Source organism: Streptomyces sp. NPDC003248, assembly GCF_055563235.1.
On sequence record NZ_JBVHDT010000010.1, the window covers coordinates 214,842 to 229,608 of the forward strand.

Sequence of the window (14,767 nt, forward strand, 5' to 3'; positions counted from 1 at the left end):
TTCAGCGGGCGGCGCGCGCCGCGGCCGGGAGCCAGTCGAACGCCTCGGAGCTCGGACGGTCGCCCGGCTTGTACTCCAGCCCCACCCAGCCCTCGTATCCGGCCTTCGCCAGCTGGTCGAGGAGGTCCTCCAGGGGGAGCGAGCCGGTGCCGGGGGCGCCGCGGCCGGGGTTGTCGGCGATCTGGACGTGCCCGGTCACCGCCGCGTACCGCTCGATCACCGACGGCAGGTCCTCGCCGTTCATGGACAGGTGGTAGAGGTCCATCAGGAAGCGGGCGTTGCCGAGCCCGGTGGCCTCGTTGACCCGGTCCACGACCTGCACGGCGGCCGGTGCCGACACCAGCGGGTACAGCGGTGACTCGGGGCGGTTCAGGGCCTCGATCAGCAAGGTCGCGCCGATCCGGTCGGCGGCCCGCGCGGCGAGCGCCAGGTTCTCCAGGGCCAGCGCGTCCTGCTCGGCCGGGTCCACGCCGTCGACGCGGTTGCCGTAGAGCGCGTTGAGCGCCGTGCAGCCCAGCGACCCGGCGAAACCGGCGGCCACGTCGATGTTGGCGCGGAACCGTTCCGACTCCTCGCCGGGGACCGACAGGGCGCCGCGGTCGGGGCCGGGGAGCCGCCCGGCGTAGAAGTTCAGGCCGGTCAGCCGTACGCCCGCGTCCTCGACGGCCGTCCTCAGCGCGTCGAGCTCGGACCGCTCGGGCGTGGGGGAGTCGATCCAGGGCCACCACAGCTCGACCGCGGTGAAGCCGGCCGCGGCGGCGGCCGCGGGGCGCTCCAGGAGCGGGAGTTCCGTGAAGAGGATCGACAGGTTGACGTTGAAGCGCTGGTCTGCGAATCCCATCGGGTGCCGCGCTCCTTCCGTGTCGCTACCGGGTGTGTCCAGTGACCCGGCGTGCCGTATTTTCCGTAATGCGGAATTAGCTTTCTGCTTATTGGAAGACTGCCGCCGGGTGTCCTGGCTTGTCAAGAGGGGCGGGCGGCCCTCTCCGGCCGTGCGCGCCCTCGGCGGCCGTCGCCGACCGGAGGGTGCCGGGTCGGAGGGCCCGATGGCCGCGCGGCGCGGTCCGTTAAGGTCGGGGTCCGGGCGTCGGGAACCGGTTCACGACCGCGTGCCGGGCCCGGATCCGCCCTCCCGCCGGAGGGCGCCACGACGCGCAGGTCAGAGAGGTGTGCGGCGCGATGCGTCTGAGAGTTGAGTTCACCACCGAGCCCTTCGACCTCGACGAGGCTCCCGCGCACGCGCTGGTGGCCCGCGAGGTCGTCGAAGCCGCCGACCTCGACGCCGTCGACGTCGGCCCGTTCGGCAACACCGCGGAGGGCGGCGCCGACGCGGTCCTGAACGCCGTGGGCGCCCTGCTGCGCCGGACCCTGGCGGCCGGCGCCACCCGGGTCACCCTCCAGGTCAACGTCCTGGGGGAGGGCGAGAAGTGACCGGCGCCGGGGACGAGCCCTTCATCACGGCGGTGAAGCCGCTGGTCGACGCCATGGGCGGCGAGATCCTCCCGCCGGACGAGGCCGGCCCCGACGATGTCGTCCTGGCCTGGGAGGGCGCCGACGTCGTCGCCGTGCGCCTGCCGCAGCTCGCCGACTCGCTCGACCACATCCTGGCCGCCATGGAGCGCAAGAAGGGCAAGCCCCTGGCCGACCTGGACCGCAAGGCCAAGCAGGAGGTCGTGCGGACGCTGGAGGCGCGCGGCGCCTTCTCCGTCCGGCACGGCGTGGAGACCGTGGCGAGCGCGCTCGGCGTGAGCCGCTTCACCGTCTACAACTACCTCAACCGGGAGAAGGGCAACTGAGCGCAGGCGCGCTGCCGGGGGCCGGCGAGGGGACCGGTGGCGCGGGCGGTGCGTCCGGTCGCACCGGCGGCGGCGGGGGCGACGGCCCCCTGTGCCGCGGCCCCGGACACGCGCCCGGAGGGCATGCCGGGCGCGGCCGCGGCGCCCTGTCGCGGCACCCGGGTTTCGTTACCCGGAATTTTCAACAAAGTGTTGACGGGGTGTTTCTGAAGGGCGTTAAGTAGCCGCAGCCCGTTCAGCACGAAGGCCCACGCGGCCACGGAGGCTCCCGTGACGTCGACTTCCCTGCCCCCGGGTCTGGCCCGGTTCAACGAACTCGAGGAGTCCGCGGCCGCCGCCGCGCTCCACGAGGCGTGCGCCTCGACGGCCTGGGCCGGCCGACTGCTCGCGGCCCGCCCCTACGCCACCGCCGACGCCCTCTACGCCGCCAGTGACGCCGCCATGGCCGAGCTGACCGCGCGGGACCTCGCGGAGGCGATGGCCGGGCACCCTCCGATCGGCCGCCCCAAGCCCGGCGACCCGGCCTCGGCGCGCGAACAGCGCGGCATGGCCGGCGCCTCCGACGAGCTCAGGGCGGAGATGCTCGAACTCAACCTGGCCTACCAGGAGCGGTTCGGCCACGTCTTCCTGATCTGCGCCACCGGCCGCACCGGCGAGCAGATGCGCGACGCGGTCAAGGAGCGGATCGGCAACGCGTCGGAACAGGAGCGGGAGATCGTCCGCACCGAGCTGGGGAAGATCAACCGCATCCGGCTCGCCCGACTCGTCGAAGAGGACGCCTGACCATGAGCACCAGCACCACCGCCTCCGTGTCCACGCACATCCTGGACACCAGCGTCGGCCGCCCCGCCGGGGGCGTCGCCGTACGGCTCTCCGCCCGCGCCGGGCGCGAGGCCGACTGGCGGGCGCTCGGCGGTTCCGCGACCGACGCGGACGGCCGGTGCAAGGACCTCCCGGCGCCGCCGGAGGGAACCACCCACGTACGGCTCGACTTCGCCGTGGAGCCGTATTTCGAGAAGAACAAGAAGCACGAGAACCACGAGAAGCACGAGAAGCACGAGAACCACGAGAAGAACGAGAAGAAGAAGCAAGCCGATGCGCAGCAGGACGCCCCCGCGAATCGGGACAGCGGTGCCGTGTTCTTCCCCGAGGTGGCGATCACCTTCGCCGTGAACCCCGGCGAGCACTACCACGTACCGCTGCTGCTCAACCCGTTCGGCTACTCCGTTTACCGAGGGAGCTAGCTAGATGACTGCCCATTCCCGCCCCGACCGCCCTGTCGTCCTGGGACAGAACCAGTACGGCAAGGCCGAGAACCGAGTCGTCAAGATCACGCGGGACGGCGCCACCCACCACATCAAGGACCTCAACGTCTCCGTGTCGCTCAGCGGCGACATGGAGGAGGTCCACCACTCCGGCTCGAACGCCAACGTCCTGCCGACCGACACCACCAAGAACACGGTGTACGCGTTCGCCAAGGAGCACGGCATCGAGTCCGCCGAGCAGTTCGGCATCCACCTCGCCCGCCACTTCGTCACCTCGCAGGAGCCGATCCACCGGGCCCGCATCCGCATCGAGGAGTACGCCTGGGAGCGGATCGAGCACGCGGGGGAGAGCGCGCACTCCTTCGCCCGCAAGGGCCAGGAGACCCGGCTGACGCAGATCACCTACGACGGCACGTCGTGGGAGGTCGTCTCCGGCCTGAAGGACCTCGTCGTGATGAACTCGACCGACTCCGAATTCTGGGGCTTCGTCAAGGACAAGTACACGACCCTGCCCGAGGCGTACGACCGGATCCTCGCCACCGAGGTCTCCGCGCGCTGGCGGTTCAACTGGACCGACGACGGGCAGCCGGCGCCCGACTGGGACGCCTCCTACGCCCAGACGCGCACGCATCTGCTCGCAGCCTTCGCCGAGACCTACTCGCTCTCCCTCCAGCAGACCCTCTACGCGATGGGCACGCGGATCATCGACCAGCGCGATGAGATAGACGAGGTCCGCTTCTCCCTTCCGAACAAGCACCACTTCCTGGTCGACCTGGAGCCGTTCGGGCTGAAGAACGACACCGCCGACGGTGCCGTCTACTTCGCCGCCGACCGCCCGTACGGCCTGATCGAGGCCACCGTCTTGCGGGACGGCTGCGAGGCGCGGATCCCGGTGGACCTCACCAACCTGTAGGTCCCTCCTCTCGGCACCCGTGGCCGGGGAACGCGTCCCCGGCCACGGCACTCGACACCCCAGGGTCCTGCCGTGCCCACTCCACTGCCGAACCTCAGCGAACAAGGACGAACCATGGCAGCAGACCGGCGTATCGTCATCGAGAACTGTGCGATCGCGACCGTCGACGCCCACGACACCGAGTACGCGGACGGTCACCTCGTCATCGCCGGCAACCGTGTCGAATCGCTCGGCGCGGGCAGGGCCCCCGAAGGCCTGACGGACGTCGACCGCCGTATCGACGCCACCGGGCACCTGGTCACCCCCGGTCTGATCAACACCCACCACCACTTCTACCAGTGGATCACCCGGGGCCTGGCCACGGACCACAACCTCTTCGACTGGCTCGTCGCCCTCTACCCCACCTGGGCGCGCATCGACGAGCCGATGGTCCGCGCGGCCGCCGAGGGCTCGCTCGCGATGATGGCCCGCGGCGGCGTCACCACCGCCATGGACCACCACTACGTCTTCCCCCGGGGCACCGGCGACCTCTCCGGCGCGATCATCGGCGCCGCCCGCGACATGGGCGTGCGCTTCACCCTCGCCCGCGGCTCCATGGACCGCAGTGAGAAGGACGGCGGTCTGCCCCCCGACTTCGCCGTCGAGACCCTGGAGGGCGCCCTCACCGCCACCGAGGAGACGGTACGGCAGCACCACGACGCCTCCTTCGACGCGATGACCCAGGTCGCCGTCGCCCCCTGCTCCCCGTTCTCCGTCTCCACCGAACTGCTCCGCGAAGGCGCCGGACTGGCCCGCCGCCTCGGGGTGCGCCTGCACACCCACGGCTCGGAGACGGTCGAGGAGGAGAAGTTCTGCCACGAGCTGTTCGGCATGGGCCCGACCGACTACTTCGAGTCCACCGGCTGGCTCGGCGAGGACGTGTGGATGGCGCACTGCGTCCACATGAACGACTCCGACATCGCCGCCTTCGCCCGCACCGGGACGGGCGTCGCCCACTGCCCGTCCTCCAACGCCCGCCTGGCCGCCGGCATCGCCCGCGTCCCCGACATGCTCGCGGCCGGCGTCCCGGTCGGCCTCGGCGTCGACGGCACCGCCTCCAACGAGTCCGGCGAACTCCACACCGAACTGCGCAACGCCCTCCTCGTCAACCGCCTCGGCCCCCACCACGAGGCCGCCCTGAACGCCCGCCAGGCGCTGCGCCTCGGCACCCACGGCGGCGCCCGGGTCCTGGGCCGGGCGGCCGAGATCGGCTCCCTGGAGCCGGGCAAGCTCGCCGACCTGGTGCTGTGGAAGCTGGACACCCTCGCCCACGCCTCCATCGCCGACCCGGTGACCGCCCTGGTCTTCGGCGCGGCCGCCCCGGTCACCGCCTCCTTCGTGAACGGCCGTCAGATCGTCCAGGACGGCCGCCTGCTCACCGCCGACGAGGACGCCATCGCGCGCGCCACCCGCGCGGAGGCGCGACGGCTCGCCCGGATCGCCGCCCACGACTGAGCGGCCCAGGACTGCCCGGATCGCCGCCCACGACTGAGCGGCCCAGGACTGCCCGGATCGCCGCCCAGGACTGAGCGGCCCAGGACTCCGGCCGAGGGGGACGGCCCTCGACCGGACGCCGTGACCGGGGCGCGCGTGGACGCGCGCGCCCCGGGCCGGTTCCCCCGCCGTCCCGTACGCCGGGACGGCCCACCTCCGTCCCCCACCCCGAGACGGTTCCCCCCGCCGTCCCGCTTCCCGGTCCCGCACGACCGCGCACCACCTCCCAGAAACCCACGCCAGAGCTGCCGTGTATCCGACCGGAGGAGAGCCGCCGTGTCCGCCCACCCTGTCGACGAGAAACTCCCCGCCCTGAAAATGGCGACGAGCGGCCTTCAGCACGTGGCCGCCATGTACGCGGGGGTCGTCGCCCCGCCCCTGATCGTCGGCGCGGCCATCGGCCTCACCGGCACCGACCTCACCTTCCTCACCGGCGCCTGTCTCTTCACCGCCGGTCTCGCGACCTTCCTTCAGACCCTGGGCATCTGGAAGATCGGCGCCCGGCTGCCCTTCGTCAACGGCGTCACCTTCGCCGGCGTCGCCCCCATGACGGCCATCGTCGCCTCCACCGAGGACAAGTCCGACGCCCTGCCGGTCATCTTCGGCGCGGTGATCGTCGCCGGACTGCTGGGCTTCCTCGCCGCCCCCGTCTTCTGCAAGGCGGTCCGTTTCTTCCCGCCCGTCGTCACCGGCACCGTGATCACCCTGATCGGCGTGTCCCTGCTGCCCGTCGCCTTCGGCTGGGCCCAGGGCCCGGATCCGGCGGCGGACGACTACGGGTCGTCGACCTACCTCGCCCTGGCGGGCATCACCCTGCTGCTCGTCCTGCTCCTGCGCCGTTTCACCCGGGGCTTCGTCAAGCAGATCGCCGTCCTGCTCGGCCTGGTCGCCGGGACGCTGGTCGCGATCCCGTTCGGCGTCACCGACTTCGGCCCCGTCGCGGACGCGGACGTGGTCGGCTTCCCCACCCCCTTCCACTTCGGCGCACCGCAGTTCCAGCTCGCGGCGATCCTGTCGATGTGCGTGGTGATGGTGGTCTCGATGACCGAGTCCACGGCGGACATGCTGGCGCTGGGCGAGATCGTCGACCGTCCCGTGGACGAGCGGACGATCGCGGCGGGCCTGCGTGCCGACACCCTCGGCTCCGCCCTCAGCCCCGTCTTCAACGGCTTCATGTGCAGCGCCTTCGCCCAGAACATCGGGCTCGTCGCCATGACGAGGATCCGCAGCCGCTTCGTCGTGGCGGCCGGCGGCGGCTTCCTGGTCCTCATGGGCCTGTGCCCGGTGGCCGCCTCGCTCATCGCCGTCGTACCGCGCCCGGTCCTCGGCGGGGCGGGCGTGGTCCTGTTCGGGTCGGTGGCGGCGAGCGGCATCCAGACCCTCGTCCGGGCCGGCCTGGACAAGGACAACAACGTCCTGATCGTCGCCGTCTCCCTCGCCGTCGGCATCGTCCCGATCACCGCGCCGGAGTTCTACCACGCCTTCCCGGAGACGGCGAGGATCGTCCTGGACTCGGGCATCTCCACCGGCTGCGTGGCGGCCGTCCTGCTCAACCTCGTCTTCAACCACCTCGGCACGAGCCGCGACGCGCAGGACGTGACCCATCCGATGGAGGCGGGCGAGGAGATCGCGGGGGTGACGGCGAAAGCGCTCTGACGGCCGTCGGCAGGCCCGGGCAGGGCCGACGTACTCCGGCTCACAGGTCTTGGATAGGGTCGGACCGCTTCGGACCGCTTCGGGCACCGGAGCCGTACCGCGCCACCGCAGGCGGCACCGAGCGCCGCGACCGCACCCCGTGGAGTGTCACCGCACCCCACGGGGTGCCACCGCACGCGCCGGCCGCCGCGGGCGCACCAGCCGCGGCCGTGGGCCGCGCGTCGAACGGGGTGGGGAATGTCCAGTCACCGGCTGTCCAGAAGAGGCCGCTACATCGCCTGGTCGACGGCGGGCGTCGTCGTGGTCGCCGGCGCCGGGATCGCGGCGCAGACCTCGATGGCGGCCACGGCCTGGCCGGCGCAGAAGACCTACACGGGCCGGGCGTTCGACACCTGCACGGCGCCCTCCCTCGCGGCGATGAAGGCCTGGAACACCGGCTTCTACGGCGCCGCCGCCGTCTACATCGGCGGCAAGAACCGCGGCTGCGCGCAGCCCAACCTGACCGCGTCCTGGGTGAAATCGGTCAACTCCCTCGGCTACAAGCTCATCCCGCTCTACGTCGGCGCCCAGCCGCCCTGCCAGACCGGCACCAACCCGGAGAAGTTCACCGCCGCCACCGCTGCCTCCCTCGGCGCGAGCAACGCGACCGACGCGGTCGCCAAGGCCGCCGCACTCGGCATGAAGGCCGGCAGCGCCGTCTACCTCGACATGGAGCCCTACGACATCACGGACAAGGCGTGCAACGACGCCGTCCTGACCTACGTCCGCTCCTTCACCAAGACCCTGCGCGCGAAGACCTACCGCGCCGGCTACTACGGCTTCAGCAGCTCCAGCGCCAAGGCCGTCGCCACCGCGACGAACAAGACGGACCTGCCGGGCAACCTCTGGTACGCGCTGTGGGACAAGAAGAACACCACCACCACGGACTGGCCCTGGGACCCCAAGCTGTTCACCGATCACAGCCGCGGCCACCAGTACATCGTCAACAGCAAGGAAACCCGCGGCGGCTACACGATCACGGTCGACCGCAACGCCTGGGACGCCCCCGTCGCCATCGTCGGCTGACCTGACGCCGCCGGCCGGCACGCACCGGCCGGCCGTGTCACCGTCGGCCGTGTCGCCGTCGGGCGTACGGCGGGGCGGAGCGGGTCCGTCCCGCCCCGCCGTACCCCGGTGTCCCGTCCCGGACGCTCCACCGCGCACCCGTGCTGCGGGACCACCCGCTCACTCCGCGGTCCGCCGCTCCCGCAGGACCGCCGCCGCCAGCCCCAGCGCCGCCAGGGAGACGACCGCCGCCACCCGGAACGCCAGCCGGTAGCCGTCGGCCGTGGCCGGGACCGGGTCGGCGCCCGTGCCGAGCAGGTGCTCGGTCCGGCCCGCCGCCAGCGTCGACAGCACCGCCAGGCCCAGCGAACCGCCGACCACCTGGGTGGTGTTGAAGAGCCCGGAGGCCAGTCCGGTGTCGTCCTCCCGCACGCCCGCCATGGCGAGCCCGGTCAGCGCGGGCATCGCCGCGGCGAAGCCGACGGCCAGCAGCAGCATCGGCGGCAGGACGTCGGCCGCGTACGAACCCCCGGCCGGGACGCGGCCCAGCAGTGCCGTTCCGGCGGCGATCAGGACCAGCCCGGCCAGCAGCACCCGGTACGCGCCGAACCGGGCGATCGTGCGCGCGGACAGGCCCAGCATCAGCAGACCGATCGCGACCGGCGCCGGCAGGAACGCCAGGCCCGTCGCCAGTTCGCCGTAGCCCAGGACGCGTTGCAGGTACAGCGCGCCGATGAACTGGAAGCCGTACATCGTCGCGATCATCAGGATCTGCACGGCGTTCGCCCCGCTGAGCAGCCGCGAGCCGAACAGCCGCAGCCGCAGCAAGGGGCGGGCGGCCCGCGCCTGGCGCAGCACGAACGCGGCGAACAGGACGACGGCGAGCAGCGCCAGGAGCGCGGTGCCGGTGGCGCCCCGGTCGCCGGCGCCGACGATGACGTAGACGGTGAGCATGAGGGCGCCGGTGACCAGGGCCGCGCCGGGGTAGTCGGCGCCCTTGCCGAACCCGGCGCCGCGCCCCGGCGCGAGCACGCGGACGGCCGCGAGCCACGCCGGCACGCCGATCGGCACATTGATGAGGAAGATCCAGTGCCAGTTCAGGAGTTGGGTCAGCGCCCCGCCGAGAAAGGTGCCGAGCGCGCCGCCCGCCGCGCCGATCGCGCTGAACACCGCGATGGCGCGCGCCCGTTCGCGCGGCTCGGGGAAGAGCGCGACCAGCATGCCGAGGACGACCGCCGAGGTCATCGCGCCGCCCACGCCCTGGAGCGCCCGCGCCGCGATGAGCGTCGACCGGCCGGTGGCGACCCCGCACAGCACCGACGCCGCCGTGAAGACGGCCAGGCCCGCCGTGAACATCCGCTTGGGGCCCACGAGGTCGCCGAGCCGGCCGGCCAGCAGGAGCAGACCGCCGAAGGCGATCAGATAGGCGTTCACCACCCAGGCCAGGCCGGGACCGCTGAAGCCCAGGTCGCTCTGGATCGCCGGCATCGCCACGGTGACGATGTTGCCGTCCAGGACCGTCATCAGCGTGCCCGCGCACAGGACGACGAGGGACGCCCAGCGGGAGTGCGTCCGGGAGGGGGGTGTCGGGGTCTGGGACTCGACCGTGGTGGACATGGCCTGCCGGCCTCCGCAATCTCCGTAGGAACCGTACGTGCCCTAGGTGCACGTCTTGTAACGGAGAACATCGTGGGTGACCATGGGAGCAGGTGTAAGGAGGCAGTCGGATGTCCCAGAGGAACACCGGTGTTACCCCGCAGGTGGTGAACGCGCACGCCTGCCCGGTGCGCGAAGTCCTTGACAGGGTCTCGGGCAAATGGAGCGTGCAGATCCTCGTCGCCGCCGCGCAAGGCCCCATCCGCTTCACCGAGTTGGAGCGCGGCATCGAGGGCATCAGCCGCCGTATGCTCACCCTCACCCTGCGCAACCTGGAGCGCGACGGCCTTGTCACCCGCACCGTGCACCCGACCGTGCCGCCGAAGGTCGAGTACGCGCTCACCCCGGTCGCCCACGAGTTGTACGACACCCTGCAACGCCTGACCGACTGGGCCGAACGCAACCGGGGCTACATCGCGGAGTCCCGCGCGGCCTACGACACCGAGCACCGGCCGGACCTGGTCGACGCGCAGCCCGCGCGGCCGGCCGGGCAGCCGACCCCGTAGCTCACGCCCGGCGGGGGGACGCCAATACATAGCGCGCCCTGGTGCGCGGGTCGGTGTGCTCGCCCGTCTGCCAGCCCGCCTCCTCCAGCGTCGCCGAGCAGGCCCGCAGCGCCGCGTCGTCCGGGCCGTGCACGGCGACGGCTTCCGGCTGCGGGGTCGCCCGGACCCGGTATCCGTCGCCGCCGTCCGGCCCGGCGGGGCGGTGTCCGGCGGCCTCCAGCGCGAGCGCGGCGGCCCGCACCAGGTGCGTACGCTCCCAGCCGCACGGCCGGTCCACGGAGCCGTCCGGGTTGGTCATCCTGCGCAGTTCCAGCAGCCCCTGCCAGGCGCTGCGCACCTCACGCACGCGCGACGGCCCGCCGTCCGGCCGCTCCTCACCACCGACGCGCGCGGCGAACACGCCGGTGTCCGCATCAGGGGTTCCCGACGCGGGAGCCGCGGACCCGTCCCCACTCGGGGGAGTTTCGGGCGTCCCCTCCCGTGTCCGGTGTCCCGCCGGCGTCAGGAAGTGCTCGTGCGGCGGGCGCGGGTGCCGGAAGGCGAGCCCCCGCGCGACGAGCGCCGCGAGCTGGGCCTCCGTACCCTTCAGGCGCCCGGTGGCGGGATCGGCGGCGTCGATCACCCGCCGCTGGGCGGCGGTCGGCGGTCGGGTCACGGGCGCTCTCCTTCCGGTGCCGGGCACGGTCGGTGCCGTCCCCACCACCTCGAAGGCTACGACCCGGGTCTGACATTCCAGGTGGCGATCACCGGCCGCGCGTGCTCGGTGCCCAGCCGGCACAGCGTCCCCGTGGCCAGCTGGAAATGGGCGCCCGCGGCGGGCGGCAGCCCGAGCCGCCGCGCGGTGAGGACGCGCAGGAAGTGCCCGTGCGCCACCAGCACCACACACCCCTCGGTGTTGGCGAGCGCCGCGTCCACCTTGGCCAGCATCCGGTCGGCGCGCTCCCCGACCTGCTCCGGCGACTCCCCGGGATGCTCCGGCGGCCCCGGCGCGACGCCGTCCGTGAACAGGAACCAGCCCGGCCGCTCCCGCTGGATCTCGACGGTGGTCACGCCCTCGTACCCGCCGTAGTCCCACTCCCGGAGATCGGGGTCGACCCGCACATCGTGCACCCCGAGCCCGATCAGCTCCGCCGTCTCCCGCGCCCGCTGCGACGGGCTGACGAACGCGGCCCCGATCCGGTGCGAGCGGATCAGCGGCACCAGCCGCCGCGCCTCCTCCCGGCCGTGCTCGGTGAGCGGGACGTCCGTCGATCCGGTGTGCCGCCCGGACCGCGACCACTCGGTCTCACCGTGCCGGACGAGAAAAAGATCACCCATGCGTCACAGGTTCGCACAGGTCCCGGTGTGCGCGACGAAGGCGGCCCATTCGTGGGACCCGAAGGAGAGTCGGGGGCCCTGTTCGTTCTTCGAGTCGCGTATGTGGACGGTGCCGGGGACGAAGGCTACTTCGACGCATTTCTCCGCCACCCCCAGAGGTGCCCGCCTCGCGCGACGGCTGGCAGCCGGACAACTCGACGCCTGGGGCTGGCCCCACGCCACGGACGCGAACGGCACGGTCGCGCTCCTCGTCGCCGAACTCGCGACGAACGCCGTACGGCACGGCCGGGAAGGCGGCCGCGACTTCAGGCTCCGCCTGACGCTCCGCCCGGAGGACGCCACCCTCCGCATCGAGGTCACGGACGCCCGCCCCGGCCACCGGCCGCCCACTCCCGGCGCGCTTCGACCACCCGCCGCCGACGCGGAGTCCGGCCGGGGCCTCCACCTCGTCGAGGCCCTGTCGAGCCACTGGGGAGCGACGTGGGGGGACGGGTACACCAAGACGGTGTGGTGCGAGGTCGTGCTCGGGTGAGTGCCGGTGCCTGCTGTCATCCAGTGGGGCTTGAGGTCAGCGCCCCCGCCGCTGCCTCCGTTCGGTCCGCCGCTGTCTCGCGAGGCGGCGTTCTTCCTGCTGTCTGGCGACGTTGCGCGCCTTGCGCTGGGCGGCCGCGCAGTACCGGCGTGCGGCCAGGGGCGTCACCGAGCCGAACGCGAGCAGGGCGGCGGCCAGCAGCCAGTACCCCGCCGACGTACCGGTGGAGAAGACCGCCGCGCAGCCGGCGGGAGCGCCGGCGCAGAAGCCGAGCGTCGGTCTCCAGTCCTCCGCGTAGAGACCCAGTGCCGCGGGGATCGCCAGCAGGAACGGCGGGACGAAGAAGGCGGCGAAGTACCCACCGGCTCCGTCCGGTACCGCGCAGCCACTCCTCGACGAAGGAGCGCAACCCGTCTCCAGCAGCCCCGCCAGCCCCCAGCTCACGGCGAACATCCCCACCGCGTTGCACACGGCCCCCACCCATGTCCACTTCATGGCCGGATCGTAGGGGCGGAGGCTGACGGTGGCGGCGCGTCGTGCACGGCACGGGAGCCCTACTGCCGGTACCCGCCCAGGAAGCGGCCGATCCGGCCGATCGCCGCTTCCAGGTCCTCCGCGTGCGGCAGGGTGAGGATGCGGAAGTGGTCGGGGGTGGGCCAGTTGAAGCCGGTGCCCTGGACGACCTGGATCTTCTCGCGCAGGAGCAGGTCGAGGACGAACTTCTCGTCGTCGTGGATCCGGTGCACCTTCGGGTCCAGGCGGGGGAACGCGTACAGGGCGCCCTTGGGCTGCACGCAGGACACGCCCGGGATCTCGTTGAGCCGTTCGAAGACGACGTCCCGCTGTTCGCGCAGCCGACCGCCCGGCGCGGTCAGCTCGTCGATGGACTGGCGGCCGCCGAGGGCGGCCTGGATGGCGTACTGGGCGGGGGCGTTGGGGCACAGGCGCATGGAGGCCAGCATGGTGAGGCCCTCCAGGTAGTTCCTGGCGTGCTGCTTGGGGCCGGTGACGACCAGCCAGCCGGAGCGGAAGCCCGCCACCCGGTACGTCTTCGACAGGCCGCAGAAGGTCAGCACGACCAGGTCGGGCGCGAGCGCGGCGGCCGAGTGGTGCACGGCGCCGTCGTAGAGGATCTGGTCGTAGATCTCGTCGGCGAGGACCATCAGGCCGTGCCGGCGGGCCAGGTCGAGGATGCCCTCGATGATCTCCTTCGGGTAGACGGCGCCCGTGGGGTTGTTCGGGTTGATGATCACGACGGCCTTGGTGCGGTCGGTGATCTTCGACGCCATGTCGTCCAGGTCCGGGTACCAGTCGGCCTGTTCGTCGCAGAGGTAGTGGACCGCCTTGCCGCCGGCGAGCGTGGTCACCGCCGTCCAGAGGGGGAAGTCGGGGGCGGGGATCAGGATCTCGTCGCCGTCCTCCACCAGTGCCTGGACGGCCATGGAGACCAGTTCCGAGACGCCGTTGCCGAGGAAGACGTCGTCGACGTCCACCTCCAGGCCGCGGGTCTGGTATCGCTGGGCGACCGCCCGGCGGGCGGAGAGGACGCCGCGGGAGTCGGTGTAGCCGTGGGCCTGCGGAAGCATCCGGATCATGTCCTGGATGATCTCCTCCGGCGCCTCGAAGCCGAAGAGCGCGGGGTTGCCGGTGTTCAGGCGGAGCACGCTGTGGCCCGCCTCCTCCAGCGCGTTGGCGTGCTCGATCACCGGGCCGCGGATCTCGTAGCAGACCTCGCTGAGCTTGTTCGACTGCCGGAACTCCATGCGCCCCTCCGGTATCTGGTGTTGCTTGGTTTTACCAAGTTCCAGCTTGGAAAGTCCAATGACATGTCTAGACTGCGTCGCATGTCACCTCGCCGAAGCTACGACCAGTACTGTTCCGCCGCCCGCGCGCTCGACGTCGTCGGCGACCGCTGGACCCTGCTGATCGTCCGGGAGCTGCTCGCCGGCCCGCGCCGCTACACGGACCTGCACGCCGACCTGCCGGGCGTGAGCACGGACGTACTCGCCTCGCGGCTGAAGGACATGGAGCGCGACGGGCTCGCCGGCCGGCGCCGGCTGCCGCCGCCCGGGGCGGCCTACGTGTACGAACTCACCGGACGCGGACGGGAGTTGCTGCCCGTCCTGCAAGCGCTCGGGGCGTGGGGGCAGGCGGAGCTGGGGGAGCGGCGGCCCACCGACGCCGTCCGCGCCCACTGGTTCGCGCTGCCCCTGCTGCGCGCGCTGGAGGCGGTGGAGGCGGGGGTCGTCGAAGTCCGGTTGGAGGAGGGGGACTTCCATCTGCGCGTCGGCGCCGAGGAGGGGGCCGTGTACGGCGACGGACCCGCCCCCGGGGAGCCCGACGCCCGCCTCACCCTGGACGGGGAGACCTGCACGGCGCTGGCGCGGGGCGAGGTGCGCCTGCTCGACGCGGTCCGCGACGGGCGGATCGCCGTGGAGGGCGACGGCATCCTGGCCAAGGCGCTGCGGGAGGGGTAGGCGAGAGGGGCTCAGAAGCGTGTGACCGGTGGTGCGGGCCGGACGGACGGAAGGCCCGCCGCGGGTGTCGCG

Annotated in this window: 18 protein-coding genes; 11 read left to right on the forward strand and 7 right to left on the reverse strand. The window is 72.4% G+C overall.

Annotated elements, in window-relative coordinates:
• Window position 1: 1 nt before the first annotated feature.
• Window positions 2-841, reverse strand: a complete 840-nt coding sequence (locus ACZ3KJ_RS23660) for a TIM barrel protein (RefSeq protein ID WP_467529763.1) — start codon at window positions 839-841, stop codon at window positions 2-4.
• A 338-nt stretch (window positions 842-1,179) separates the two neighbouring features.
• On the opposite strand from ACZ3KJ_RS23660, the gene ACZ3KJ_RS23665 reads away from it, so the two are divergent.
• The 8 genes from ACZ3KJ_RS23665 (at window position 1,180) to ACZ3KJ_RS23700 (ending at window position 8,228) form a co-directional block, all read left to right on the forward strand.
• The gene (locus ACZ3KJ_RS23665; protein WP_467529765.1) at window positions 1,180-1,431 is read left to right on the forward strand and encodes a hypothetical protein; all 252 of its coding nucleotides are present in this window, start codon (window positions 1,180-1,182) and stop codon (window positions 1,429-1,431) included.
• The gene (locus tag ACZ3KJ_RS23670) at window positions 1,428-1,796 is read left to right on the forward strand and encodes a helix-turn-helix domain-containing protein (protein ID WP_467529767.1); all 369 of its coding nucleotides are present in this window, start codon (window positions 1,428-1,430) and stop codon (window positions 1,794-1,796) included. The genes ACZ3KJ_RS23665 and ACZ3KJ_RS23670 overlap by 4 nt, the downstream gene beginning before the upstream one ends.
• A 270-nt stretch (window positions 1,797-2,066) precedes the next feature.
• A complete protein-coding gene (gene uraD, locus ACZ3KJ_RS23675) occupies window positions 2,067-2,579 on the forward strand; it encodes a 2-oxo-4-hydroxy-4-carboxy-5-ureidoimidazoline decarboxylase (protein WP_467529769.1) in 513 nt (170 codons plus the stop codon).
• 2 nt (window positions 2,580-2,581) lie between these two features.
• Window positions 2,582-3,040, forward strand: a complete 459-nt coding sequence (locus tag ACZ3KJ_RS23680) for a hydroxyisourate hydrolase (RefSeq protein WP_467529771.1) — start codon at window positions 2,582-2,584, stop codon at window positions 3,038-3,040.
• Window positions 3,041-3,044: 4 nt separating this feature from the next.
• Window positions 3,045-3,974, forward strand: coding sequence for a factor-independent urate hydroxylase (pucL, locus tag ACZ3KJ_RS23685; protein WP_467529773.1), 930 nt, complete (start codon window positions 3,045-3,047; stop codon window positions 3,972-3,974).
• A 114-nt stretch (window positions 3,975-4,088) separates the two neighbouring features.
• On the forward strand, window positions 4,089-5,468 hold the full coding sequence (locus tag ACZ3KJ_RS23690) for an 8-oxoguanine deaminase (RefSeq protein WP_467529775.1): 1,380 nt from the start codon (window positions 4,089-4,091) through the stop codon (window positions 5,466-5,468).
• A gap of 315 nt (window positions 5,469-5,783) precedes the next feature.
• Window positions 5,784-7,163 carry a nucleobase:cation symporter-2 family protein gene (locus ACZ3KJ_RS23695; RefSeq protein ID WP_467529777.1) on the forward strand — a complete coding sequence of 460 codons (1,380 nt, stop codon included), beginning with the start codon at window positions 5,784-5,786 and terminating at the stop codon, window positions 7,161-7,163.
• Between the two features lie 237 nt (window positions 7,164-7,400).
• Complete coding sequence (locus tag ACZ3KJ_RS23700; RefSeq protein ID WP_467529779.1) at window positions 7,401-8,228, forward strand: glycoside hydrolase domain-containing protein; 828 nt, start codon at window positions 7,401-7,403, stop codon at window positions 8,226-8,228.
• A gap of 159 nt (window positions 8,229-8,387) precedes the next feature.
• On the opposite strand, the gene ACZ3KJ_RS23705 is transcribed toward ACZ3KJ_RS23700, so the two are convergent.
• Window positions 8,388-9,824, reverse strand: coding sequence for an MFS transporter (locus ACZ3KJ_RS23705; RefSeq protein ID WP_467529781.1), 1,437 nt, complete (start codon window positions 9,822-9,824; stop codon window positions 8,388-8,390).
• Window positions 9,825-9,934: 110 nt separating this feature from the next.
• Here ACZ3KJ_RS23705 and ACZ3KJ_RS23710 point away from each other — a divergent pair, with 110 nt between their 5' ends.
• Entirely contained in the window at window positions 9,935-10,369 is a 435-nt protein-coding gene (locus ACZ3KJ_RS23710; RefSeq protein ID WP_467529783.1) for a winged helix-turn-helix transcriptional regulator, read from the forward strand.
• A gap of 1 nt (window position 10,370) precedes the next feature.
• Here ACZ3KJ_RS23710 and ACZ3KJ_RS23715 read toward each other — a convergent pair whose 3' ends face one another.
• The 3 genes from ACZ3KJ_RS23715 to ACZ3KJ_RS23725 are packed head-to-tail and all read right to left on the reverse strand — an operon-like array spanning window position 10,371 to window position 11,836.
• Window positions 10,371-11,024: a hypothetical protein gene (locus ACZ3KJ_RS23715; protein ID WP_467529785.1), complete on the reverse strand. Its 654-nt coding sequence runs from the start codon at window positions 11,022-11,024 to the stop codon at window positions 10,371-10,373.
• A gap of 56 nt (window positions 11,025-11,080) precedes the next feature.
• A complete protein-coding gene (locus tag ACZ3KJ_RS23720) occupies window positions 11,081-11,686 on the reverse strand; it encodes a histidine phosphatase family protein (protein ID WP_467529787.1) in 606 nt (201 codons plus the stop codon).
• Window positions 11,687-11,689: 3 nt separating this feature from the next.
• The gene (locus ACZ3KJ_RS23725; RefSeq protein ID WP_467529789.1) at window positions 11,690-11,836 is read right to left on the reverse strand and encodes a DUF397 domain-containing protein; all 147 of its coding nucleotides are present in this window, start codon (window positions 11,834-11,836) and stop codon (window positions 11,690-11,692) included.
• Here ACZ3KJ_RS23725 and ACZ3KJ_RS23730 point away from each other — a divergent pair.
• A complete protein-coding gene (locus ACZ3KJ_RS23730) occupies window positions 11,787-12,218 on the forward strand; it encodes an ATP-binding protein (protein ID WP_467529791.1) in 432 nt (143 codons plus the stop codon). The two genes, ACZ3KJ_RS23725 and ACZ3KJ_RS23730, sit on opposite strands and share 50 nt — an antisense overlap.
• 36 nt (window positions 12,219-12,254) lie before the next feature.
• On the opposite strand, the gene ACZ3KJ_RS23735 is transcribed toward ACZ3KJ_RS23730, so the two are convergent.
• Both ACZ3KJ_RS23735 and ACZ3KJ_RS23740 read right to left on the reverse strand, forming a co-directional pair.
• Window positions 12,255-12,713, reverse strand: a complete 459-nt coding sequence (locus ACZ3KJ_RS23735) for a hypothetical protein (protein WP_467529793.1) — start codon at window positions 12,711-12,713, stop codon at window positions 12,255-12,257.
• Between the two features lie 59 nt (window positions 12,714-12,772).
• A complete protein-coding gene (locus tag ACZ3KJ_RS23740; protein WP_467529794.1) occupies window positions 12,773-13,981 on the reverse strand; it encodes a pyridoxal phosphate-dependent aminotransferase in 1,209 nt (402 codons plus the stop codon).
• 81 nt (window positions 13,982-14,062) lie between these two features.
• On the opposite strand from ACZ3KJ_RS23740, the gene ACZ3KJ_RS23745 reads away from it, so the two are divergent.
• Window positions 14,063-14,695: a winged helix-turn-helix transcriptional regulator gene (locus tag ACZ3KJ_RS23745; RefSeq protein WP_467529796.1), complete on the forward strand. Its 633-nt coding sequence runs from the start codon at window positions 14,063-14,065 to the stop codon at window positions 14,693-14,695.
• The last annotated feature ends 72 nt before the right edge of the window (window positions 14,696-14,767 follow it).